17 protein-coding genes are annotated in these 21,827 nt (G+C 73.2%); 16 read left to right on the forward strand and 1 reads right to left on the reverse strand.

Features of this window, described 5'->3' with window-relative positions; all coding sequences use genetic code 11:
• Positions 1 to 82: 82 nt before the first annotated feature.
• Positions 83 to 1,234 (forward strand): glycosyltransferase family 2 protein, encoded by a 1,152-nt coding sequence (locus ACZ6RT_RS12775; RefSeq protein ID WP_470153507.1) that lies wholly within the window; start codon positions 83 to 85, stop codon positions 1,232 to 1,234.
• A complete protein-coding gene (locus ACZ6RT_RS12780) occupies positions 1,231 to 3,030 on the forward strand; it encodes a glycosyltransferase (protein WP_470153509.1) in 1,800 nt (599 codons plus the stop codon). Before ACZ6RT_RS12775 ends, ACZ6RT_RS12780 begins: the two co-directional genes overlap by 4 nt.
• Before the next feature lie 73 nt (positions 3,031 to 3,103).
• On the opposite strand, the gene ACZ6RT_RS12785 is transcribed toward ACZ6RT_RS12780, so the two are convergent.
• Positions 3,104 to 4,804 carry a glycosyltransferase gene (locus ACZ6RT_RS12785; RefSeq protein WP_470153510.1) on the reverse strand — a complete coding sequence of 567 codons (1,701 nt, stop codon included), beginning with the start codon at positions 4,802 to 4,804 and terminating at the stop codon, positions 3,104 to 3,106.
• Positions 4,805 to 5,042: 238 nt separating this feature from the next.
• Here ACZ6RT_RS12785 and thrC point away from each other — a divergent pair, with 238 nt between their 5' ends.
• From thrC to ACZ6RT_RS12855, 14 genes are all read left to right on the forward strand, one after another.
• Positions 5,043 to 6,101: a threonine synthase gene (gene thrC / locus ACZ6RT_RS12790; RefSeq protein ID WP_399187514.1), complete on the forward strand. Its 1,059-nt coding sequence runs from the start codon at positions 5,043 to 5,045 to the stop codon at positions 6,099 to 6,101.
• A gap of 190 nt (positions 6,102 to 6,291) precedes the next feature.
• Positions 6,292 to 7,296, forward strand: a complete 1,005-nt coding sequence (locus ACZ6RT_RS12795) for a homoserine kinase (RefSeq protein ID WP_470153513.1) — start codon at positions 6,292 to 6,294, stop codon at positions 7,294 to 7,296.
• Positions 7,297 to 7,761: 465 nt separating this feature from the next.
• Positions 7,762 to 9,906 carry a transcription termination factor Rho gene (rho, locus tag ACZ6RT_RS12800; RefSeq protein ID WP_470153514.1) on the forward strand — a complete coding sequence of 715 codons (2,145 nt, stop codon included), beginning with the start codon at positions 7,762 to 7,764 and terminating at the stop codon, positions 9,904 to 9,906.
• A 310-nt stretch (positions 9,907 to 10,216) separates the two neighbouring features.
• Entirely contained in the window at positions 10,217 to 11,536 is a 1,320-nt protein-coding gene (locus ACZ6RT_RS12805) for a sensor histidine kinase (RefSeq protein WP_399187508.1), read from the forward strand.
• A gap of 12 nt (positions 11,537 to 11,548) precedes the next feature.
• A complete protein-coding gene (locus ACZ6RT_RS12810; protein ID WP_399187506.1) occupies positions 11,549 to 12,193 on the forward strand; it encodes a response regulator transcription factor in 645 nt (214 codons plus the stop codon).
• A gap of 211 nt (positions 12,194 to 12,404) precedes the next feature.
• Positions 12,405 to 12,623 carry a 50S ribosomal protein L31 gene (gene rpmE / locus ACZ6RT_RS12815; RefSeq protein WP_399187504.1) on the forward strand — a complete coding sequence of 73 codons (219 nt, stop codon included), beginning with the start codon at positions 12,405 to 12,407 and terminating at the stop codon, positions 12,621 to 12,623.
• Positions 12,624 to 12,724: 101 nt separating this feature from the next.
• Complete coding sequence (prfA, locus tag ACZ6RT_RS12820) at positions 12,725 to 13,777, forward strand: peptide chain release factor 1 (protein WP_399187502.1); 1,053 nt, start codon at positions 12,725 to 12,727, stop codon at positions 13,775 to 13,777.
• A gap of 9 nt (positions 13,778 to 13,786) precedes the next feature.
• Entirely contained in the window at positions 13,787 to 14,641 is an 855-nt protein-coding gene (prmC, locus tag ACZ6RT_RS12825) for a peptide chain release factor N(5)-glutamine methyltransferase (RefSeq protein WP_470153517.1), read from the forward strand.
• Positions 14,642 to 14,651: 10 nt separating this feature from the next.
• On the forward strand, positions 14,652 to 15,317 hold the full coding sequence (locus tag ACZ6RT_RS12830) for an L-threonylcarbamoyladenylate synthase (protein ID WP_399187498.1): 666 nt from the start codon (positions 14,652 to 14,654) through the stop codon (positions 15,315 to 15,317).
• Positions 15,318 to 15,423: 106 nt separating this feature from the next.
• The gene (locus ACZ6RT_RS12835) at positions 15,424 to 17,913 is read left to right on the forward strand and encodes a DNA polymerase III subunit gamma/tau domain-containing protein (protein WP_470153519.1); all 2,490 of its coding nucleotides are present in this window, start codon (positions 15,424 to 15,426) and stop codon (positions 17,911 to 17,913) included.
• A gap of 52 nt (positions 17,914 to 17,965) precedes the next feature.
• Positions 17,966 to 18,346, forward strand: coding sequence for a hypothetical protein (locus tag ACZ6RT_RS12840; RefSeq protein WP_344888643.1), 381 nt, complete (start codon positions 17,966 to 17,968; stop codon positions 18,344 to 18,346).
• A gap of 200 nt (positions 18,347 to 18,546) precedes the next feature.
• Entirely contained in the window at positions 18,547 to 19,812 is a 1,266-nt protein-coding gene (locus tag ACZ6RT_RS12845) for a serine hydroxymethyltransferase (protein WP_399187494.1), read from the forward strand.
• Positions 19,813 to 19,869: 57 nt separating this feature from the next.
• Positions 19,870 to 21,240: a glycosyltransferase family 4 protein gene (locus ACZ6RT_RS12850; RefSeq protein WP_399187492.1), complete on the forward strand. Its 1,371-nt coding sequence runs from the start codon at positions 19,870 to 19,872 to the stop codon at positions 21,238 to 21,240.
• 152 nt (positions 21,241 to 21,392) lie between these two features.
• Positions 21,393 to 21,818: a hypothetical protein gene (locus ACZ6RT_RS12855; RefSeq protein ID WP_399187490.1), complete on the forward strand. Its 426-nt coding sequence runs from the start codon at positions 21,393 to 21,395 to the stop codon at positions 21,816 to 21,818.
• Positions 21,819 to 21,827 lie beyond the last annotated feature (9 nt).

The following is a 21,827-nucleotide window of genomic DNA, read 5'->3' on the forward strand; positions in this document are numbered from 1 at the left end:
GGACGCGTCACCGTCGGCGACCGTCCATGCCGGGTATGAAGTGCGGTGAAAACGGATCTTCCGGGCTCGCTATCCTTCGCTGGTGCCCGCGCCGTCCGCCTCGCTCGCCCCCGCCCCGGCTCCCGTCGTCCCCGCGACGCCGGTGGGTTTCCTGCGCCCGGCGGACGGGGAGACCGCCGAGCTGACCTGGGACGGCCGGGGCTGGTCGGCCGCGGGCGAGCCGCTGGGCGACCGGCCGGACGCCGCCTGTGCGGCCCGTCTGCGCCCGCTGCGCGGGCTGGTCGTACGGTGGCCCTCCTCCCCGGTGCCCGTGGACGCGGTGATCGGGCTGGCCGCCGCGGGGGTGCCGCTGCACGCCGCGGCCTCACCGGACTGGACGGACCCCGTCCTGGCCCGCCTGCTCGCCTCCTGGACGCCCGGCGAGGGCGGTGGTGCCGGTGCCCGGTCGGTCACCGCCCTGCGCAGGGAGGAGCAGAGCGTGCGGCTGCGCCGTCACGGGCTGCGCGAGTACGCGAAAGGCGGCCGGACGGCGACGGCGGAGTCCGAGGTCAGCGTCGTGATGGCCAGCAGGAGACCGCACCTGCTGGGCTTCGCGCTCGGCCAGATCGCCCGGCAGCGCCGGGTCGGGGTCGAGGTCGTGCTGGGCCTGCACGGGGTGCCCGCCGACCACGAGCCGGTACGCCGGGCGGTGGGCGAGTGCGGCCTGCCCGTCACCGTGGTCGAGGCGGCCGAGGAGACGCCGTTCGGGGAGGTGCTCAACCTGGCGGCCTCCCGGGCGGGCGGCGACCACCTCGCCAAGTGGGACGACGACGACTGGTACGGCCCCGAGCACCTGGCCGACCTGCTCCTGGCCAGGTCCTACGCCGGAGCGGACATCGTGGGCACCGCCGCCGAGTTCTTCTACCTGGAGCCGCTGAACGCCACGATCCGCCGTACCGACTACACCAGCGAGGTCTGGTCCGAGCACGTCGCCGGAGGCACGATCCTGATCCGCAGGGACGACTTCGCCGACCTGGGAGGCTTCCCCCCGCTGCCCAGGGCGGTCGACGCCGGGCTGCTCAAGGCCGCCCACGCCGCCGGGGCGCGCGCCTACCGCACCCACGGCCTCGGGTACGTGCTGCGGCGCCAGATCGAGGCCCGGCACACCTGGCGGCTGCCCCTGGCCCACTTCCTCCGCGTCGCGTCGAACCAGTGGCGCGGCTTCCGCCCGAGCCTGATCCTGGAAACGCCATGACCGCACGGATCGCCGGCAACGACTACCGCGGCCTCACACCCCCCGCCTCAGGGGCCTGGACGCCGTCGCTGCGGGTCAGCGTGGTCGTCCCCGCCTATGGTGACCAGGAGAAACTCGATCTGGCGCTCGCCGGGCTGGCCGGTCAGACCTACCCGGCCGCCCTGACCGAGGTCGTCGTGGTCGACAACGGCAGCGAGCCGCCGCTGCGCCTGCCGGACCTCCGCCCGCCCGGGACCCGCCTGATCGTCTGTCCCGTCCCGGGCCGGGCCCACGCCCGCAACGCCGGGCTGTCGGCCGCCACCGGAGACGTGATCCACTGGCTGGACTCCGACGTGGTCCTCGACCGAGGGTCGATCGAGGCGCACATGCGCTGGCACCACGCGGCCCCGTACCTGGTGGTCACCGGATACCTGCGCTTCACCCCGGCCGCGCTGCCCGCGCCCGGGACGGTGGCCGCGGCCGACGACCTCGCCGCGATCTTCGAGCCCGCCGAGCCGCACGCCTGGCTGGTCGATCTCGTCGACCGCACCGACGGCCTCACCGCCAACCCGCACCGTGCCTTCAGCCTGCACGTCGGCGGCGCCACCTCGGTCAACGCCGCGCTGCTCGCCGCCGCCGGGCCGATGGACACCGACCTGATCCTCGGCCAGGACACCGAGCTGGGCTACCGGCTGGCCCAGGCGGGGGCCGTCTTCGTCCCCGAGCCGCGCTCGCGCGCCTTCCACCTGGGCCCGACCATGCGCATGCGCGACAAGGCCCGGATCGACCGGGTCAGCCACGCGTTCGTGGCCGACCGCATCCCGTCCTACCGCTGGCTCCGCTCGCACCCGGCCAGGCAGTGGAAGGTGCCCTACGTCGAGGTGATCGTCGAACCCGCGGCACGGCCGGGCCGGAGCGGCGGGCACGACGGGCACGACGGGCACGACGGTGGACACGGGGACGGGCAGGAGCACGGGCGCCGCCCCGGACACGGCCACCGGTACGGCTACGACGAGGTCCGCGCCACCGTCGACGCCGTGCTCGCGGGCACCGTGCCCGACGTGGCGGTGACCCTGACCGGGCCGTGGGGGCGCGTCGGCACCGAGGGGCGCGCGCCGCTGAGGGACCCCGACCTGGACCTGGCGCTGATCCGCGGCCACTACGCCCACGAGCCCAGGGTCCGCCTCGTCGACTCCTCGCCCGAGTCCGGCTCCGTCACCGAGTCCGTCACCGGCTCCGGCACCGGTTCCGCCGTCGGGGCGGTCCCGTTCCGGTTCAGGCTGCCCGCCGGATGGGTGCCCGGCGAGGACACCCTGGCGCGCCTGCTCGACCTGGCCGCCGACGAGGGGTACGGCCTGGTCTCGGTGCTGCTGGCCGAGGGAGCCGACCCCACCCGGGAGGCGGGGCCGATGATCGTCACAGCGCGTCTGGAACGGACCGCCGCCTTCGCCCGTGCCGCGATCGTGCGCGAGGAGGGCGAGGACCTCGACGACGCCGTGGAGGACACCTTCGGCGTGATCTGGGTGGACGGCGAGAGCTACGGGTTCGCGTCCGAAGCCCGTCCCATCACCGGTCGCCGGGGCGCCCGCCGGGCCAGGATCGAGGCCGAGGCCGAGGTGGCCCGCCTCACCAGGGAGACCGAGCGGCTCAGGGGCCAGGTGGCCAAGTGGCGCGACGAGGCGGGCCGCTGGCGCAGGAACACGGTCGAGCTGCGGCGCGAGGTCGGCGCCCTGCGCAAGGACCTGGCCGCGGCCAGGAAGGTCGTCCAGTACAGGCTGCTGTCCTCGGTCAGACGGGCCATCACCCGTCGCCGCTGATCTTCCCCGGGCCCTGTCCCGGTGGACGCGAGGTCCGGTCTCGCCCGCGCGCTCCCGTACCGGCGGCGGGGCCTCAGTTCTTCAGGGCGGTGCGCAGCCTGCCGAGAAGGGAACGGCGCTCCTCCTCGGGCCGGGGCCGCGCCGGAGCCTGTCCCTGAGCCCGGTCCCGGTCCCGGTCCTGATCCCGTGACCGTGCCTGGTCCTGGTCGCGGGACCGTCCCCGGTCCTGCTCCCGGTTCTGATCCCGGGGTCGTGCCGGGGACGCCGGGGACGCCGGGGACGCCGGGGACGAGGGCCGGGCGGGGCCGGTGCCCGCGGCCCGCCCGGAGGCGGGTGCCCCGGCCCCGGTGACGGCCGGTGCCCCGTCGGCGGCCGGTGCGCGGGACGCCCTCCCGGCCGGCCAGAACTCCGCCCGGTCGCCCCGCAGCACGCCGTGGGTGGCCTCGACCGACGCCGCCACGTCCTGCGCGCCGAGCAGCCTCGCCCGGCCCAGCGCCTCGGTCCGCTCCAGCGTCGCCGTGCCCGCGTCGCCGAGATCGACGACGAGCATGCCCCACCGGTCCTCCTGCACGCGGGCGATCATGCGCTCCAGCGAGTCCCGTCCGAGCGGGACCGAGACCGGGCCGGTGTAGCGGAACGGGATCGGGGCCGGGGTGGGGGAGACCTCGTCGGCGAACCGCACCCGCTCGTCGTGCGCGAAGTGCTCGCGCAGCAGCCGCAGGTCGAACAGGGGGTCGTCCGGTTCCGGACGGCCGTCGCCGGCCAGACGCGACCACGGCGCCACCAGGGTGACGATCACGTCGCCGAGCGACCCGTCGAGCGCCGCGCCCACCGCCTCGCGGATCGGCCCGGCGGGCCCGCCCGCGTCGAGCACCACCTCAACGTACGGGACCAGCCAGTGCCGGCCCCGGTCCTTGCGCAGGTCGCGGCGGAGCGGCACCCGGTGGGCCAGGTAGGGGGCCACCAGCCGCACCGCCCGGTCCCGGTCCCTGCGCTGGGCGGGAAGCCCCAGGTGGACGGCCTGGGCCGCCATGTCGGGGACGAAGACCACGCCGTGCGCGGCCAGCCGGTAGGCGAACTCGGTGTCCTCGCCCCGCAGCACCGCGGGGTCCAGCCCGCCCACGGCCTCGAAGATCTCCCGCCGCATCGACACCGTCGGCCCGGTGCACACGTGGTAGGGGTTGCGGCTGGTCCTCAGGCCGTCGGTGCGGGCGATCGTCTGCTCGGTGGAGCTGGGCAGCGCGGCCGTCAGGTCGAAGATCGAGCCCAGGGAGCCCGCGCGCACGCCCTCGTGCACCTGCTCGGGCGTCAGGACGGGTTCCTCGACGAACCTCTTCGCGCCGATGGCGACCACGTGGTCGGTCAGGTGGTGCCAGCGGGCCAGCGCCTCGATGTGCTCGCGGCAGACGACCATGTCGGCGTCCAGGCGCTGGACGACGCGCCCCCGCGCCAGTGCGGCGCCGGTGTTGACCGCGTGGGCGATGCCCCACCCCGACGGGCCGGCCCGCACGATCCTGGTGTCCGGCGGGGTGATCTCCGGCAGCCGCAGCGGCGGTTCGCTGCCGTCGTCGACCACGATCACCTCCATCAGGTGATCCGGATAGGTCTGCGCGGCCAGCGCGGCGAGGACCAGGTCGAGCCCGTGCTGCCCGCCCCGGGCCGGGACGACCACGCTGACCGGGAGTTCCGGCTCCCATTCACCCAGTACGGGCGGGACCAGCGGTGAGTAGTCGTTGTGCCGGATCGGCGGCAGATCGGCCGCCCCGCCCCTCATGATGTGACAACCCCTCGTCCGTTCGGAGAACCGTGTTCCACGATCAGTCGAGCCCTCGTCGAGGCCCCTCGAACCCGGCAGACCATACCGGCCCATTCTGAGTGCTTCCTGTGGGCAGGACGCGCGGCCTGTCCATCTGTTGGACCACGGATCCCGGAACCGGGCGGGTTGCCCGTAGACTCCTTTCTCAACACCGCAGGTGGCGCGCCCGGACCGGCCGGGCGCGGGAGGAGTGATCATGACCAGGGCGTGGCGTGGCCTCATCGAGGAGTACCGTGACCGGCTGCCGGTCACCACGACGACGCCTGTCGTCACGCTCCTGGAGGGCGGCACCCCGCTCGTCCCGGCCAACCGGGTGTCGGCGCTGACGGGCTGCGAGGTCTACCTGAAGGTCGAGGGGCTCAACCCGACCGGCAGCTTCAAGGACCGCGGCATGACCATGGCCATCAGCAAGGCCGTGGAGGAGGGCGCGAAGGCCGTCATCTGCGCCTCCACCGGCAACACCAGCGCCTCCGCCGCGGCCTACGCGGTCCGCGCGGGCCTGACCTGCGCCGTGCTGGTGCCCCGGGGCAAGATCGCGATGGGCAAGCTGGCCCAGGCGCTGGTGCACGGGGCGAAGCTGCTCCAGGTCGAGGGCTCCTTCGACGACTGCCTGGAGATGACCAGGAAGCTCTCGGAGAGCTACCCGATCGCGCTGGTCAACTCGGTGAACCCGTTCCGGCTGCAGGGGCAGAAGACCGCCGCCTTCGAGATCGTCGACACGCTCGGGGACGCCCCCGACATCCACTGCATCCCGGTCGGCAACGCCGGCAACATCTCGGCGTACTGGATGGGCTACACCGAGTACGCCGGGGACGGCGTCGCGACCCGGACGCCCCGCATGTTCGGCTTCCAGGCCAGCGGCGCGGCGCCGATCGTCGGCGGCGCGCCGGTGACCCACCCGCACACGATCGCCACCGCGATCCGCATCGGCAACCCCGCCTCGTGGGGCCTCGCCGAGGCCGCCAGGGACGAGTCCGGCGGCGTCATCCAGGCCGTCACCGACCGCCAGATCGCCGCCGCGTACAAGCTGCTGGCGCAGGAGGAGGGCGTGTTCGTCGAGCTGGCCTCCGCCGCCAGCGTGGCGGGCCTGCTGCAGGCGCACGGGCAGGGGCTGGTCGAGCCCGGGCAGCGCATCGTGTGCACGGTGACCGGGAACGGCCTCAAGGACCCCGACTGGGCGATCTCGGGCGCCCCGACGCCGGTGACGATCCCGATCGACGCCCACGCCGCGGCCACCGCCCTCGAACTCGCCTAGTGACCCCGGCTCGTCCGGATCCACCGCCGGGCCGCCCCCGCGTCCCCGCACGGCCCCGCGTGACCTCGCGGCGCCGTCCGCCACCGCGCGCGTACACGGGTACGGCAGCAGACACCCCGCCGAGCGGGGCAGGAAGGAGAGGTGACGTGTCCGCCATGGCCACACCGGGGGGCCTGGCCCCCGGACACCGATGACCGCCGGCAGGGTGATCGTCCAGGTTCCCGCGACGTCGGCCAACCTCGGTCCCGGTTTCGACACGCTGGGACTGGCCCTCGGCCTGTACGACGAGGTCGAGGCCGAGCTGTTCGAGCCCCCCGCCGGGACCGGCTCCCGGAGCGTCGTCATCGAGGTCGAGGGGGAGGGGGCGGGCGAGCTCGACGACGGGGAGGGGCACCTCATCGTCACGACGATGCGCGCCACCTTCGACGCGGTGGGCTTCCCGCAGCCGCGCGGCATCCGGCTGCGCTGCCTCAACCGCATCCCGCACGCCCGTGGCCTGGGGTCCTCCTCTGCGGCGATCTGCGCCGGGATCCTCGCCGCCCGCGCGCTGGCGACCGCCTCCCGCCCGCAGGGCCCGGCCGGTGACCCCGGGGCCGTCGACGGCGTCCTGGTCGGCGACCCGTCCGGAGACGGCGATCTCACCGACGACGGCGTCCTCGCGCTGGCCACCGCGATCGAGGGCCATCCGGACAACGTGGCGCCGTGCCTGGCGGGCGGGCTCACCATCGCGTGGACGGACGACGCGGGCGTGCCGCACCTGGTGCGGCTGCTCCCGCACCCGGACGTCCGCCCGGTCGTCATGATCCCCCGGTTCCGTCTCTCCACCGAGGTCGCCCGCGGGCTGCTGCCCGAGGACGTCCCGCACGCCGACGCCGCCGCGAACGCCGGGCGGGCCGCGCTGCTGATCGCCGCGCTGACCGCGCGGCCGGAACCGGACCTTCTGCTGGCCGCGACCGAGGACCGGCTCCATCAGGGGTACCGCGCCCCGGCGATGCCGCACACGGCCGACCTGGTACGACGGCTGCGCAAGGCCGGCGTCGCGGCGGTCGTCTCGGGAGCGGGTCCCACGGTTCTTGCGTTTTCCACGCCGAATACGCAGGATTCGATGGTGGCGGAAGTGGGTAATGACTGGCACATCCAGCCACTGGATGTCGAAACCCGGGGTGCCCGCGTCGTTTCTCCCGAGACACGCTGACGTCTCTTCGACCTTCAGGGAATAGCTGTGTGCGCTGGTGATGTTAGGCTGATAGCCGCACCAGGTGCCCCGCGTTGGGTGCGTGCTTGTCAGCCACACATCGCTGCATCATGTCTCACCTGTGAGGCGTGAGCGCCGCAGTGGCCTCCCCGAAATTCGCCGCCTCCGAACGCTCCACATTCGGTTGGGGCACCGAGAAGCGGTGTTTTCGGGGACATGCGCGTTCGATCTACCTCGACATCTGGTTGCCGGTTAGCGATCCGGGAGGTGTCCTCCAAGTCCCACCGTCGGCGATTCTCGATGGTGACGGCCTGGATACGCCTTCTCCGACAGCGGCGGCGGCCCTCCATGGGCCGTCGAGGATCGCGACGTGCAACCCGACCCGGTCTGTCCCACCGGGTCGATGGCACCACCGGGACGATTGGCTGATCATGGCCACGCCCGACCCCTGGGAAGGACCCATTAGTGAGCGACACCACCGAACTCCTCTCCGACGTCACCGGCACGCCGCCGGCGGCCGGTGACACCCCCACCCGCCCCGCGGCCAAGCCGCGCCGTCGCTCCGGCACCGGCCTGTCCGCCATGGTGCTGCCCGAGCTGCAGGCCATGGCCTCGGGCCTCGGCATCAGCGGGACGGGCCGGATGCGCAAGAGCCAGCTCATCGCGGCCATCCAGGAGAAGCAGGGCGTCTCCAGCGAGAGCGCCCAGGCTCCCGTCACCGTCCCGGAGACCCCGGCCGCGGCCGTCCCCGCCGTCGTGGCCGCCCCGGTCACCGAGCGTCCGGCGCGTACCCGCAGGGAACGTTCCCGCCCCGCCGTGGCCGCCGAGCCCGTCGTGGAGCAGGCGCCCCCGGCCGCGGCCCCCGAGCCCGTGGCCGCCGTGGTGGCGCCCGAGCCCGTCGTGGAGCAGCAGACCATCGACACCGTCCCGGCCGAGGGCCGTGGCGATCGTGGCGAGAGCCGCCGCGAGCGCGGCGAGCGCCGTGGACGCAACGGCGAGCGCGGCGAGCGGACCCGCGACCGCGGCGACCGTGGTGAGCGCGGTGACCAGCGCGCCGCCGACGCCGGCCAGAACCGCTCCGAGCGGCTGAACGACCGTGGCGACCGCTCCGAGCGCCTGGGCGACCGCGGTGACCGCTCCGAGCGGCTCAACGACCGCGGTGACCGTGGCGACCGCCTGAACGACCGTGGCGACCGCTCCGAGCGGCTCAACGACCGTGGCGACCGCTCCGAGCGCCTGGGCGACCGTGGCGACCGCTCCGAGCGGCTGAACGACCGCGGTGACCGCTCCGAGCGCGGTGACCGTGGCGAGCGCGCCGACCGGGGCCCGCAGAACCGCGGCCCCCAGGACCGCAACGACCAGCACGGGGTGGGCGAGGACGACGACCGCCGCGGCCGTCGCGGCCGGTTCCGCGAGCGCAACCGCCGTGGCCGTGACCGTTTCGACAGCAACGAGCCCGTGGTCGGCGACGACGACGTCCTGATCCCGATCGCCGGAATCCTCGACATCCTCGACAACTACGCGTTCGTCAGGACCAGCGGATACCTGCCCGGCTCCAACGACGTCTACGTCTCCCTGGCCCAGATCCGCCGCAACGGCCTGCGCAAGGGCGACGTGGTCACCGGCGCCGTCCGCCAGCCCCGCGACGGTGAGCGCCGCGAGAAGTTCAACGCGCTGGTCCGCCTCGACACGGTCAACGGCATGGACCCGGAGCAGGCCCGGCAGCGGCCCGACTTCAACAAGCTCGTCCCCCTCTACCCGCAGGAGCGCCTGCGTCTGGAGACCGAGCCGAACATCCTGACCACCCGCATCATCGACATGGTGGCCCCGATCGGCAAGGGGCAGCGCGGCCTCATCGTCTCCCCGCCCAAGGCCGGCAAGACGATGGTGCTCCAGTCGATCGCCAACGCGATCACCCGCAACAACCCCGAGTGCCACCTGATGGTCGTCCTGGTGGACGAGCGTCCGGAAGAGGTCACCGACATGCAGCGGTCGGTGAAGGGCGAGGTCATCCACTCGACCTTCGACCGTCCGGCCGAGGACCACACCACGGTCGCCGAGCTGGCGATCGAGCGGGCCAAGCGCCTGGTGGAGCTGGGCCACGACGTGGTCGTGCTGCTGGACTCGATCACCCGTCTGGGCCGCGCCTACAACCTCGCCGCCCCGGCCTCCGGCCGCATCCTGTCCGGTGGTGTCGACTCCACCGCGCTCTACCCGCCCAAGCGCTTCTTCGGCGCCGCCCGCAACATCGAGAACGGCGGCTCGCTGACGATCCTGGCCACCGCGCTGGTCGAGACCGGCTCGAAGATGGACGAGGTCATCTTCGAGGAGTTCAAGGGCACCGGAAACCTGGAGCTCAAGCTCAACCGCTCCCTGGCCGACAAGAGGATCTTCCCCGCGGTGGACGTCGACGCGTCCGGCACCCGCAAGGAGGAGATCCTGATGGGCAAGGACGAGCTCCAGATCACCTGGAAGCTCCGCCGGGTGCTGCACGCCCTCGACATGCAGCAGGCCCTCGAACTCCTCCTGGAGAAGATGAGGGAGACCAAGTCCAACGCGGAGTTCCTCCTGCAGGTGCAGAAGACGACGGTCAGCTCCGACCGGGACTGATCATCCGTGGTACGCGAACGCCCCGGCCGGGAAAGGCCGGGGCGTTCGGCGTCTCCAAAGCCCTTGCCCGGCCCCGCGCTTCGGGATATCCCTACTTCTGGGGACGGATTCTCGTACCGCGCGCCCCGTACCGGATGAGCCGTCCCCGTCCGGAGCGCGCGGAGGGCGCGGGCGCGATCACGGCCCGCGGGCACGGCCGGCGATCAGCCGGCGATCGGTCGGCGATCGGTCGGCGATCAGGGTCCACGCGGGCGCCACGCCCGTGACCGGACGGCCCGCGGCGGCGGGCGGGAACAGGGCGGGGAGGCGCATGACGGCCGAGACGGTGGCGGGCACGACCGTGGCCGGGACACCGCTCCGGCGGCGCGTGCCGCTCGGGCCGGACGGCCCCGTCGGCGTGCTGCTCGACCCGACGACCTGGCGGGCCGTGCCGTACCTGCTGGGGAGCATGTTCTACGGCCTGGCCTGCTTCGCGTTCCTGGCGGGGACGGTACCGATCTCGCTGGTCCTGGTGATCGTCTGGGTCGGCCTGCCGCTGCTCGCCCTGACCATGCTGGCCTGGCGCGGGGCGGCGATGCTGGAGCGCAGGCTCCTGCGGACGGCCCTCGGCGTCGACATCCCCGACCCCTACCGGCCCTCCGAGGGCGACAACCTGTTCCTGCGCTGGAAGGACATGTTCGTCGACCCGGCGACCTGGAAGGACCTGCTCTACCTGCTGTTGCTGCTGCCGATCGGGATCGCGGAGTTCACCGTCTCGGTGGTCCTGTGGACCCTCGGGCTGGCCCTGACCCTCGCGCCGCTGCCGTCGATGCTGGCCGGGGAGCCGATGAACCCCGTCGGCGGGCTGGTGCTCGACACCGTGCCGGAGGCGCTGCTGTGCACGCTGGCCGGGCTGGCCCTGGTGCCGGTCGCCCTGTACGCGACCCGGGGGATGGCCTGGCTGCACGGCCTGCTCGGGGTCGCCCTGCTGGGCGCGAGCGAGAAGAGCCGGCTGGCCGCCCGCGCCGCGCACCTGCGGGCCAGCCGGGCGCGCGGGGTGGACGCGGCCGAGGCCGAGCGGCGCCGGATCGAGCGCGACCTGCACGACGGCGCCCAGCAGCGGCTGCTGTCGGTGGCGATGGACCTGGGCAGGGCCCAGGCCAAGCTGGACACCGCCCCGCAGGAGGCCAGGGAGCTCCTGGCCCAGGCCCACCGGGGCACCAAGGCCGCGATCGCCGAACTGCGCGACCTCGCCCGGGGCATCCACCCGGCGATCCTCACCGACCGGGGCCTGAACGCCGCCCTGTCGTCGCTGGCCGCCCGTGCCCCCGTACGGGTGGACCTGTCGGTGGAGGTCTCCCACCGTCCCCCGCCGGCGGTGGAGAGCATCGCCTACTTCGTGGTCGCCGAGTGCCTGACCAACCTGGCCAGGCACGCCGAGGCGACCGAGGCGTTCGTCCGGGTCAGCCGCCGGGGGCAGCGGGTGATCGTCGAGGTCTACGACAACGGGGTCGGTGCCGCGGTGCCCAGGCCCGGGGGCGGCCTGTCGGGGCTGGCCGACCGGGCGGCCACCATCGACGGCACCCTGAGCGTCGACAGCCCCCTCGGCGGCCCGACGATGATCAGGGCCGAGCTGCCCTGCGAGTGGTGAGGATCCGGACACGTGCGGGTGGTGATCGCCGAGGACTCGGTGCTGTTGCGCGAGGGGCTGGCCAGGCTGCTGGCGGACGGGGGCATCGAGACCGTCGGGGTGGCCGGGGACGGTCCCGGCCTGGTCACGGCGGTCGCCGAGCACGATCCGGACCTGGCGGTCGTGGACGTGCGGATGCCGCCGACCCACACCGACGAGGGGTTGCGCGCCGCGCTCACGGCCAGGTCGGCCCGGCCCGGCCTGCCGATCCTCGTCCTGTCGCAGTACGTCGAGGAGCAGTACGCCACCGAGCTGATCGGCGGTGGCGCCGCGGCGGTCGGCTACCTGCTCAAGGAGCGGATCGCGGACGTGGCCGAGTTCCTCGACGCGGTACGCCGGGTGGCGGCCGGAGGGACGGTGATCGATCCCGAGGTGATCGGGCAGCTGCTGAGCGGCCGGCGCAGGGGCGATCCGCTGGAGTCGCTGACCGCCAGGGAGGGCGAGGTCCTGGCCCTGATGGCCGAGGGCCGCTCGAACGCGGCGGTGGCCGCGCGGCTGACGGTCACCGAGGGCGCCGTGGAGAAGCACATCTCCAGCATCTTCGGAAAACTCGGCCTGGAGCCCGCCACCGACGACCACCGGCGCGTCCTGGCCGTGCTGGCCTACCTGGGACGATGACGCCCGGATCCCGCAGGAGACCGGGAGCTCCAGGTGAGCGGGGGCGGGGAATGTCTTGTGGCCTGGGATGGTTGGAGGATCTGGCACACTGGTAGCCGAACCGTAGCGGTTCCGGTTCCCGCCCGCGCGCACCCCGTGTGCCGAGCGCGCAAGCCTCACAGGCGAGAGACAGTGGCGACCCGGCGACCGCGTTTTGGAGAGGAAAGACGACATGAAGCCCGACATCCACCCGGAGTACAACGCCACCCAGGTGACGTGTACCTGCGGTAACTCCTTCACCACCCGTAGCACGGCCAAGAACGGCGTGATCCACGCCGACGTGTGCTCCGCCTGCCACCCGTTCTACACGGGCAAGCAGAAGATCCTGGACACCGGCGGCCGGGTGGCGCGCTTCGAGAAGCGCTTCGGCAAGAAGCCCTCGGGCCAGTAGCACTCATCCCGACGCCGGCCCGACGGCCCCCGCATGGGGGCCCGGGTCGGCGTTCGTGGTGATGAGGCAGGCACAAAAGGGCTTTCAAGGAAGGACGCACGGTGAATCTCGACGAGCTGCTCAGTGAGTACGCCGAGCTGGAACTCAAGCTCGCCGACCCCTCCGTGCACGCCGACCAGAAGCAGGCGCGTACCTTCGGCCGGCGCTACGCCGAGCTGACCCCGATCATCGGCGCCTACCGGGAGCTGGAGGGCGTGCGGTCCGACCTCGGCACGGCGAAGGAGCTGGGAGCCGAGGACGAGGCGTTCGCCCAGGAGGCCAAGGAGCTCGAGGCCCGGATCCCCGAGCTGGAGGAGCGGCTCCGCCACCTGCTCGTGCCCCGCGATCCCAACGATGACAAGGACATCATCATGGAGATCAAGGCGGGCGAGGGCGGCGAGGAGTCGGCCCTGTTCGCCGGGGACCTGCTGCGGATGTACCTGCGCTACGCCGAGCGGGTCGGCTGGAAGACCGAGCTGATCGACGCCACCCATTCCGACCTCGGCGGCTACAAGGACGTCACGATCGCCCTGAAGGCCAGGGGCGACGAGGGCGTCTGGTCGCGGCTGAAGTTCGAGGGCGGCGTGCACCGCGTCCAGCGGGTGCCGGTCACCGAGTCGCAGGGGCGCATCCACACCAGCGCCGCGGGCGTGCTCGTCTACCCCGAGGTCGAGGACGTCGACGTCCAGATCGACCCGAACGACCTGCGCATCGACGTCTACCGCTCCAGCGGCCCGGGCGGGCAGAGCGTCAACACCACCGACTCGGCCGTGCGGATCACGCACGTCCCGACCGGCGTCGTCGCCTCCTGCCAGAACGAGAAGAGCCAGCTCCAGAACAAGGAGTCGGCCATGCGCATCCTGCGGGCCCGCCTGCAGGCCATCGCCGAGGAGGAGGCCAACGCCGCCGCCATGGCCGAGCGCAAGTCCCAGATCCGCACGGTCGACCGATCCGAGCGCATCCGCACCTACAACTACCCCGAGAACCGGATCTCCGACCACCGTGTCGGCTTCAAGGCCTACAACCTCGACCAGGTGCTCGACGGAGACCTCACGGCCGTCATCCAGTCCCTGCTCGACGCCGAGATGGCGGAGAAGCTCGCCGCCCATTCATAGAACGCGCCCATGACCTTTCTGCTGGACGAGATCGCCCTCGCCACCGCCCGGCTCGCCGAGGCAGGTGTGCCGTCGCCGCGCACCGACGCCGAGGAGATCGCCGCGTGTGTGCACGGCGTACGGCGCAGCGAGCTGCACACCGTCAAGGACTCCGACTTCGACGCCCTGTTCTGGGAGGGGGTCGCCCGCAGGGAGTCGCGCGAGCCGTTGCAGCACATCACCGGACGGGCCTACTTCCGCTACCTGTCCCTGGAGGTCGGGCCCGGCGTGTTCGTGCCGCGCCCGGAGACCGAGGTCATGGCGGGCTGGGCCATCGACCGGCTGCGCGAGATGGACGTCGCCTCGCCCGTGGTCGTCGACCTCGGCACCGGGTCGGGCGCCATCGCGCTGTCCATCGCCCAGGAGGTCGCGCTGGCCACCGTGCACGCGGTCGAGGTCGATCCCGACGCCTACGGCTGGGCCAAGCGCAACATCATCGAGCACGGCCAGGGCCGCGTCCACCTGCACCCCGAGGACCTCACCGACGCCCTGGACGAGCTGAACGGCCAGGTCGACCTGGTGGTCTCCAACCCGCCCTACATCCCGCCCGGCGCGGTCCCCCGCGACCCCGAGGTCCGCGACTACGATCCGCGCCGCGCGCTGTACGGGTCGGGCCGCGACGGCCTCGACGAGGTCAGGGCGGTCGAGAGGACCGCGAGAAGGCTGCTGCGTCCCGGCGGGTTCGTCGCCGTGGAACACGCCGACCAGCAGGGCACCCCGGTCTATCTGATCTTCTCCGAGGAGAACGGCTGGCGCGACGTGCGCAGCCGCCAGGACCTGACCCGCAGGGACCGCTTCGTGACCGCTCGATTCGGCCAGGAATAGGATGCACGCCGTGAGCCGACGTTATGACTGCACCGACACCGAGCAGCGAGCCGCGGGCCTGACCGAGGCCGCGTCCGCGCTGCGCCGCGGCGAGCTCGTGGTGCTGCCGACCGACACCGTCTACGGCATCGGCGCCGACGCCTTCACGCCCGCCGCGGTCTCCGCGCTGCTGGAGGCCAAGGGCCGCGGCCGCGACATGCCGGTGCCCGTGCTGGTCGGCACGGTTCGCGCCGCGAACGCCCTGGTGGAGAACCTCGGCCCGTACGGCCAGGATCTCGTCGACGCCTTCTGGCCGGGCCCGCTCACGCTGATCTGCCGGGTGAACCGGTCGCTGTCGTGGGACCTCGGCGACGCCAAGGGCACCGTCGCCGTCCGGATGCCGCAGCACCCGGTCGCCATCGACCTGCTCAAGGAGACCGGCCCGCTGGCCGTCTCCAGCGCCAACCGCTCCGGCGCGCCCCCGGCCGTCGACGCCGACGACGCGGAGAAGCAGCTCGGCGAGTCGGTCTCGGTGTACCTCGACGCCGGGCGGTGCGACAGCGACGTCCCCTCGACGATCCTCGACCTGACCACGGCGGTTCCCAGGCTGCTGCGCCGCGGTGCGCTCCCGGTGGAGAGGCTGCGCGGCGTGATCGGCTACGTGGCGACGGACGCCGGTCCGGAGCCCACCGGCTGACCAGCGCACGGGCCATATGCCGTGATCCATGCCGTCTGATTATCATCGTGACGCGAGGCGGTCTCCCCGGTACCTTGAAATGGGCCGACACTTCCGGGAGACGTGCATGGGCAAGTTCGAAGGAATGGACCCCAAGCTGGTCCGCGATCTGCTGTCCGAGGTGAAGCAGGCGGCCGAGCAGATGCGCGACGCCGAGGGCAGGGTGACCCGGTTGATGAGCGGGGCGGGGCTGTCCTCGCAGTCGGCCCACAGGCCCGTGCAGATCGCCGAGGCGTGCGACGTGATGGTCCGCGACGTCTCCGCCCGCGTGGCGCTGCTGGAGAAGAGGATCAGCCAGAACACCGCGGCGCCGTCCACCGAGCCGAAGGCCGGGGACGCCAAGGCCGAGGCCGGGTCCCAGAAGGACGCCGCGAAGCCCGGGACGGACTCCCAGGGAGAGGCAGAGGGCGACGGGACCGGCACCCCCAAGGGGGACGCCTCCGCGCCGGGGACCTCCAAGACGGAGACCTCCGGCAGGGACGACGGGACGCGGACGCCCAAGGAGTCCGGGGACGGGCCGCGCGTCGGCGACCAGTCGGCCGGGAACACGCGGAGCGACGACCCCAAGGGCCGCCCCGAGTCCGGCACCGGCTCCGACTCCCCCCGGGACGCGAAGGGCGGCGAGCCCAGGTCCGGGGCGGAGGAGGCCAAGCCCCAGACCGGCTCGAAGGCCGACGAGACCTCCCCGCGCGGTGGCTCGGAGAAGCCGTCGGAGCCGGGGGCGGACGACCGGAGGACGCCGGAACACAAGACGCCGGAACAGGGGACGGGAGACCGGAGACCCGAGGCGCAGGGCCCCGAGCGGAAGCCGGAGCCGCAGGGCACGGACGACCGCAAGCCGGAGACCGGATCGAAGGGCGACGAGACCTCCCCGCGAGGCGGGGACACGACGCCCAAGGAGACGATCAAGCCCGCCGATCCCACGCCCCGCGAGACCGTCCGGCCCGACTCCGGCCCCGAGGCCCCGCGCGGCGAGGACTCCCGTCAGCAGGCCCCCGAGCGCGACACGACGCCCGCCCCCAAGGCCCCCGAGCGCGACACGGTTCCCGCCCCGCAGCCCCCCGAGCGCGACACGGTCCCGGCCCCGCAGGCCCCGCAGGCTCCGGAGCGCGATTCCGCGCCCCCGCCGCCCCGGCAGGACTCCGCTCCGACCCCGCAGGCCCCACAGGCCCCGCAGGCCCCCGAGGCGCCCCGGCAGGACTCGGCGCCCGCTCCGGAGACGCCCCGGGCCGACGACGCCCGGCCGCAGACGCCCAGGGTCGAGGACCTGAAGCCCGCCGTTCCCGGACCGGGCGAGGGCGGGGAGAACGGACGGCAGCCCGTCGACACGGCACCCCGCGAGGCCCCCCGTACCGACACCGTCCCGCCCCCGCAGGCCCCCGAGCGGGACGCCGCGCCCCAGGCACCGGCGCCCGAGGCCCCGCCACAGGATTCCACGCCTCCCGCGCCCCGGCAGGACTCCGCGCCCGCCCCGCAGGCCCCCGAGGCGCCCCGGCAGGACTCCGCCCCGGCCCCGCAGGTCCCCGAGGCGCCCCGTCAGGACCTCGTGCCCGAGGCGCCCAGGGCCGACGACGCGCGGCCGGAGACCGCCGACGTGAACGAGCGGACGCCCCGGGGGGAGGACTCCACCGGGACCGCGCCGTCGAAAGACCCCGACGCCAAGGACGCCCCCGGGACCAAGGGCGACGAGCGCTCACCCAGACAGGAGGGCGGCACCTCCGGTGGCCCGATCCTCGACGGCCCCGCCAAGGACCACCCCGACGACATCGACCAGAGAGGCGATTCCGGGCCGAAGGTCGTGGAGGTCGACGGGGTGAAGGTGCTGCAGATCCCGCTGGACTCGCCCACGGCGGCCGAGGTCGACGAACTGCTCAAGAACATCGAGGACATACCGCCGCTGGGCACGCCCGCCGCCGAGAGCGTCTCCGCGACGGCGGGGCAGCCCGGCTGGGTCGAGCCGCACGCCCCGCTCGACTCCGCCAGGCCCGACCATCCCGTCCTCGACACGGCGGGCCCGGCCACCGACCAGACCGTCCAGCCCCCGGGCACGGGCGGCGAGGCCGCCTCCGGCTCCACCGGTACGGCCCCCGCCGAGGCGCCCCGTCCGGCGGGCACGGTCTCCGGTGAGGCGGCCGTGCAGACGGCCGGTACGGCCTCCGGTGAGGCCGCCGTCCGTCAGGCGGGGACCACGGGAGAGGCGCCCCCGCAGCCAGCCCAGGCGCCGCAGACGGGCGGTCAGACGCCCTCCGTCGGAGATCCGCTCTCCGGCGAGGCGCCCGAGTCGCGGGGTGAGGGGTCGGCGTCCCGGTGGGCCGATGACGGTAGTGACGTGGTCTCGGCGGAGGCGGGCCGGGTGGATCCGGACGCGCTCAGGACGCTCGCCGACAACGCCCGCGGGATCGAGCCCCTGGAGATGCCCGGTGTCCAGGTGCCGGACGGGGAGACCTGGGGCGAGGGCGCCTGGGCCCCCATGGACGTGGGGCCCGACGGCCCGGCGGGCGACGTGGATCCCACGGATCCGGTACGGCCCGTCCCGCCCCCGGGAGGCGGGCGATGACGAGCGGTGAGCAGGGCGCGGGGAGCGTGTCAGCGACGGTGAGGAGCCTGTGATGTTCGTGGATCCACCCGCACCGCAGCCGATGCAGCCGGGGGAGACCCCGCCGGTCTCGTCCGGGGGCGGGCTGCCGTCCTCGGACACCACCACGTCGTGGGAGTTCAACCCCGACTACCAGCGGCTGGTCATGATGTGGAGGCAGGTGCTGCCCGAGCTCGACAGGCTGGCCGCCAGCCTGGACAAGGCGTACCGGCTCGCCAGGAGCAGGGACGTCTGGGACGCGCCGGTCTCGGGCCGCTACGTCGAGGACATGACGGAGTGGCGTACCCGCCTGGGGCTGTACCGGCAGGCGATCCTGACCTCGATCAGCGACCAGGCGGCCGACACGCCGAGGTGGATCCCGGCCGGGGCCGGGGCCCCGCACGCGTTCTCGTAGACGCGGGACGCACCCGCGCCGCGCCCCGCCGCGGACTCGAGGCCCGTGCCCGCCGCGCCTCCCGATCCCCGTCGGACGCACCCGCACCACACCGCGCGGCGACACGCCTTCCCCGGACAATGCGCCCCTGACCTGGGACATCCGAGGTGACCGGGCTTACAGTGGGGGAGTCGTCATCTTCGGGATGCGGGATGTGAGTCATGGGCACGGAGCCGTACTACGGGCCGGATTTCGGCCTCCTGCAGCGGGAGGACCCGGAGATCGCGCAGGTGCTCCTCGACGAGCTCGACCGGCTCCGCGGGGGCCTCCAGCTGATCGCCAGCGAGAACTTCACCTCGCCCGCGGTGCTCGCCGCGCTCGGCTCGACGCTCACCAACAAGTACGCCGAGGGCTACCCCGGCAGGCGCTACTACGCCGGGTGCGAGGTCGTCGACCGGGCCGAGCGGCTCGCGATCGACCGGGCCAGGCGGTTGTTCGGCGCCGAGCACGTGAACGTGCAGCCGCACTCCGGAGCCTCGGCGAACCTGGCGGCCTACGCGGCCCTGCTCCGGCCGGGGGACACCGCGCTGGCGATGGAGCTCTCGCACGGGGGCCACCTCACCCACGGGTCCAAGGTCAACTTCTCCGGCCGGTGGTTCGACGTGGTGGCCTACGGCGTGCGCCGGGACACCGAGCTGATCGACTACGACGAGGTCAGGGAGCTGGCGCTGCGCCACCGGCCCAAGATGATCATATGCGGCGCCACGGCCTACCCCCGGGAGATCGACTTCGCCGCGTTCCGGGGGATCGCCGACGAGGTGGGCGCCTGGCTGCTCGCCGACGTCGCGCACACCGTGGGCCTGATGGCCGGTGGCGCCCTGCCCTCGGCCGTGCCGTACGCGGACGTGGTGACCTTCACCACCCACAAGGCGCTGCGCGGCCCGAGGGGCGGCGGGATCATGTGCACGGAGGAGCTGGGGCCCAGGATCGACCGCGCGGTCTTCCCGTTCGTGCAGGGCGGCCCGCTGATGAACGCGGTGGCGGCCAAGGCGGTGGCGTTCGGCGAGGCATTGCGGCCGGAGTTCGCCCGGTACGCGCGGCAGGTGGTGGCGAACGCCCGGGTGCTGGCCGACGCGCTGGCCGCCGAGGGCATGCGGCCGGTCTCCGGGGGAACGGACAGCCACCTGGCGCTGATCGACCTGCGCGACGCCGGGATCTCCGGCGCGACGGCCGAGGAGCGCTGCCAGGCCGCAGGGATCACCCTCAACCGCAACGCGATCCCCTACGATCCGGAGCCGCCCACCGTGACCTCCGGGATCCGGGTCGGCACCCCCTGCGTCACCACGCAGGGGATGGGCGTCGAGGAGATGAAGGAGGTGGCCTCGATGGTGGCGCAGGTCGTCCGGAGCCCGGACGCGGTGGGCGAGATCCGGGAGCGCGTCGCCGCACTGACGAGCGCCCACCGCATATATCCCAGCGAACTATGAGCTGTTCTGTGTCGTTTTCCGGTCACAGCGGGCCGGACTATCCGCGAAACTGGTCCTGTGCGCGAATACCTACTCATGGCATTGGTCGCCGCGGCGGTGACGTACCTTCTGGTCCCGCTGGTGCGCGCCTTCGCCATCCGCATCGGCGCGATGCCCGAGGTCCGCGATCGTGACGTGCACACCACGCCGACACCCCGGCTCGGGGGTCTCGCGATGTACGGCGGCCTCGTCGCCGGCCTGCTGATCGCCACCGAGCTGCCCTACTCCGGGGGCAACCTGGCGGCCGTGGGCCAGGGCAACACGGCGATCGCGCTGATCGCCGCGGGGGGGCTGATCACGCTGACCGGCTTCCTGGACGACTGGCTGGGAATGGACGCCCTGGTCAAGCTCGCCGGGCAGATCGGCGCGGCCGGGGTGCTGGTCGCCTTCGGGGTCACCCTGCCGTGGCTGCCGTTCCCCACCTCGATGGGCGGGATCATCGTCCTGGACTCCATGCTGAGCCCGATCATCACGATCCTGATCGTGGTCGTCACCATCAACGCGGTGAACTTCGTCGACGGGCTGGACGGGCTGGCCGCGGGGATCATCGGTATCGCCGCCATGGCCACCTGGACCTACTCGGTGCAGCTGTCGAAGGAGTTCGGCGCCACCAGCATCAACGTCACGGCGCTCATCGCCTCGGTGCTCATCGGCGTCTGCCTGGGCTTCCTGCCGCACAACTTCCACCCGGCGAAGATCTTCATGGGGGACACCGGGGCGATGCTGATCGGCCTGGTGCTCGCCTCCACCATGATCACCATCACCCAGCTCGACTCCACCGACATCAACAAGTTCCCGGTGATCCTGCCCGTGCTGGTGCCGGTCGCGATCCTGGTGCTCCCGCTGCTGGACCTGATCATGGCGGTGGTCAGGCGCACCTCCAACGGCCTGTCGCCGTTCGCGCCCGACCGCGGTCACCTCCACCACCGCCTGCTGGACTTCGGCCACTCGCACCGGCGCAGCGTCCTGATCATGTACGCGTGGACCTTCCTGTTCGCCTTCTCGGTCGTGGGCCTGTCCATCGAGGGTGTCCCGGTGATCGTGTTCCCGGTGATCGTGCTGCTCGCGGTGGGCGTCCTGGTGATGATGGCCCTGCCGCGCCTGCGCGCCCGCCGCGACACCGGCGGGGAGGGCGGGGCCGGTGGCCGGGGTCCGCTCACGGTCCTGCCCTCCGACGGGCCGCTCCCGCCCGCCGACGGCCCGGGACGGCACGCCCGCCCGGAGACGCCGGCGCCGCCGCCGGTCCCGGCGCGCCCCCACCCCTACCCGTCGCGGCCGCCGGGTCCGCGCTCGGTCGCGGGCGACGACACCGCGCCGCTGGGCGTGCTGCCCGACCTGTCACTCACCGCTCCCCGCCAGGGCTTCTCAAACCCTGAGACGCCCCTGTGAGGCGGCTCCGCCCGCCTCTTGATCGTTCACTTGAAACGGCAGGTAAAGGCGCTCTTCCCTGAGCTTGTGATAGCTTTCACTAGCAGGTCGCCGGCGGCGCCGGACCTGCGAGGTAGCAATCGCTCGCTTGATAACAGTCACCGGGAGTGTCGATGCAGGCCAACGACATGCGTCTCCTCAAGGGAGCCGTGGTGCCCACGGTGCTCGTGGGTCTGGTCGTGATCGGCGTCGCGGCCCTCCTGGCCGGGTTCCAGGGGGCGCTCGGCGCCGCGATCGGGGCGCTCGTCGTCTGCGTCTTCTTCGCCCTCGGCATCGTCGCGGTCTCCTACGCCGGCCGCGTCTCGCCGATGATGATGATGACCGCCGCGGTGCTGACGTACGCGGTGAAGATCATCATCGTGATGGCGCTGCTCAAGACGTTCGAGGACGCCACCGCGTTCGAGCCGAAGGCGTTCGGCTGGGCCGTCATCGTCTGCACGATCGCCTGGACGGTGGGCGAGATGCGCGGCTTCATGAAGCTCAAGATGCTGTACGTCGACCCGGAGGCCCCCGTTCCGGGTCAGGGCGGGCCGCGATGAGGCGTATGA

This window comes from Streptosporangium sp. NPDC050148 (genome assembly GCF_055586505.1).

Bases quoted from the DNA above. Each gene is read 5' to 3' on its own strand.
- ACZ6RT_RS12780 (WP_470153509.1), top strand. From the start codon at position 1,231: ATGACCGCACGGATCGCCGGCAACGACTACCGCGGCCTCACACCCCCC.
- ACZ6RT_RS12785 (WP_470153510.1), bottom strand. From the start codon at position 4,804: ATGAGGGGCGGGGCGGCCGATCTGCCGCCGATCCGGCACAACGACTAC.
- thrC (WP_399187514.1), top strand. From the start codon at position 5,043: ATGACCAGGGCGTGGCGTGGCCTCATCGAGGAGTACCGTGACCGGCTG.
- ACZ6RT_RS12795 (WP_470153513.1), top strand. From the start codon at position 6,292: ATGACCGCCGGCAGGGTGATCGTCCAGGTTCCCGCGACGTCGGCCAAC.
- ACZ6RT_RS12805 (WP_399187508.1), top strand. From the start codon at position 10,217: ATGACGGCCGAGACGGTGGCGGGCACGACCGTGGCCGGGACACCGCTC.
- rpmE (WP_399187504.1), top strand. From the start codon at position 12,405: ATGAAGCCCGACATCCACCCGGAGTACAACGCCACCCAGGTGACGTGT.
- prmC (WP_470153517.1), top strand. From the start codon at position 13,787: ATGACCTTTCTGCTGGACGAGATCGCCCTCGCCACCGCCCGGCTCGCC.
- ACZ6RT_RS12835 (WP_470153519.1), top strand. From the start codon at position 15,424: ATGGGCAAGTTCGAAGGAATGGACCCCAAGCTGGTCCGCGATCTGCTG.
- ACZ6RT_RS12840 (WP_344888643.1), top strand. From the start codon at position 17,966: ATGTTCGTGGATCCACCCGCACCGCAGCCGATGCAGCCGGGGGAGACC.
- ACZ6RT_RS12845 (WP_399187494.1), top strand. From the start codon at position 18,547: ATGGGCACGGAGCCGTACTACGGGCCGGATTTCGGCCTCCTGCAGCGG.
- ACZ6RT_RS12855 (WP_399187490.1), top strand. From the start codon at position 21,393: ATGCAGGCCAACGACATGCGTCTCCTCAAGGGAGCCGTGGTGCCCACG.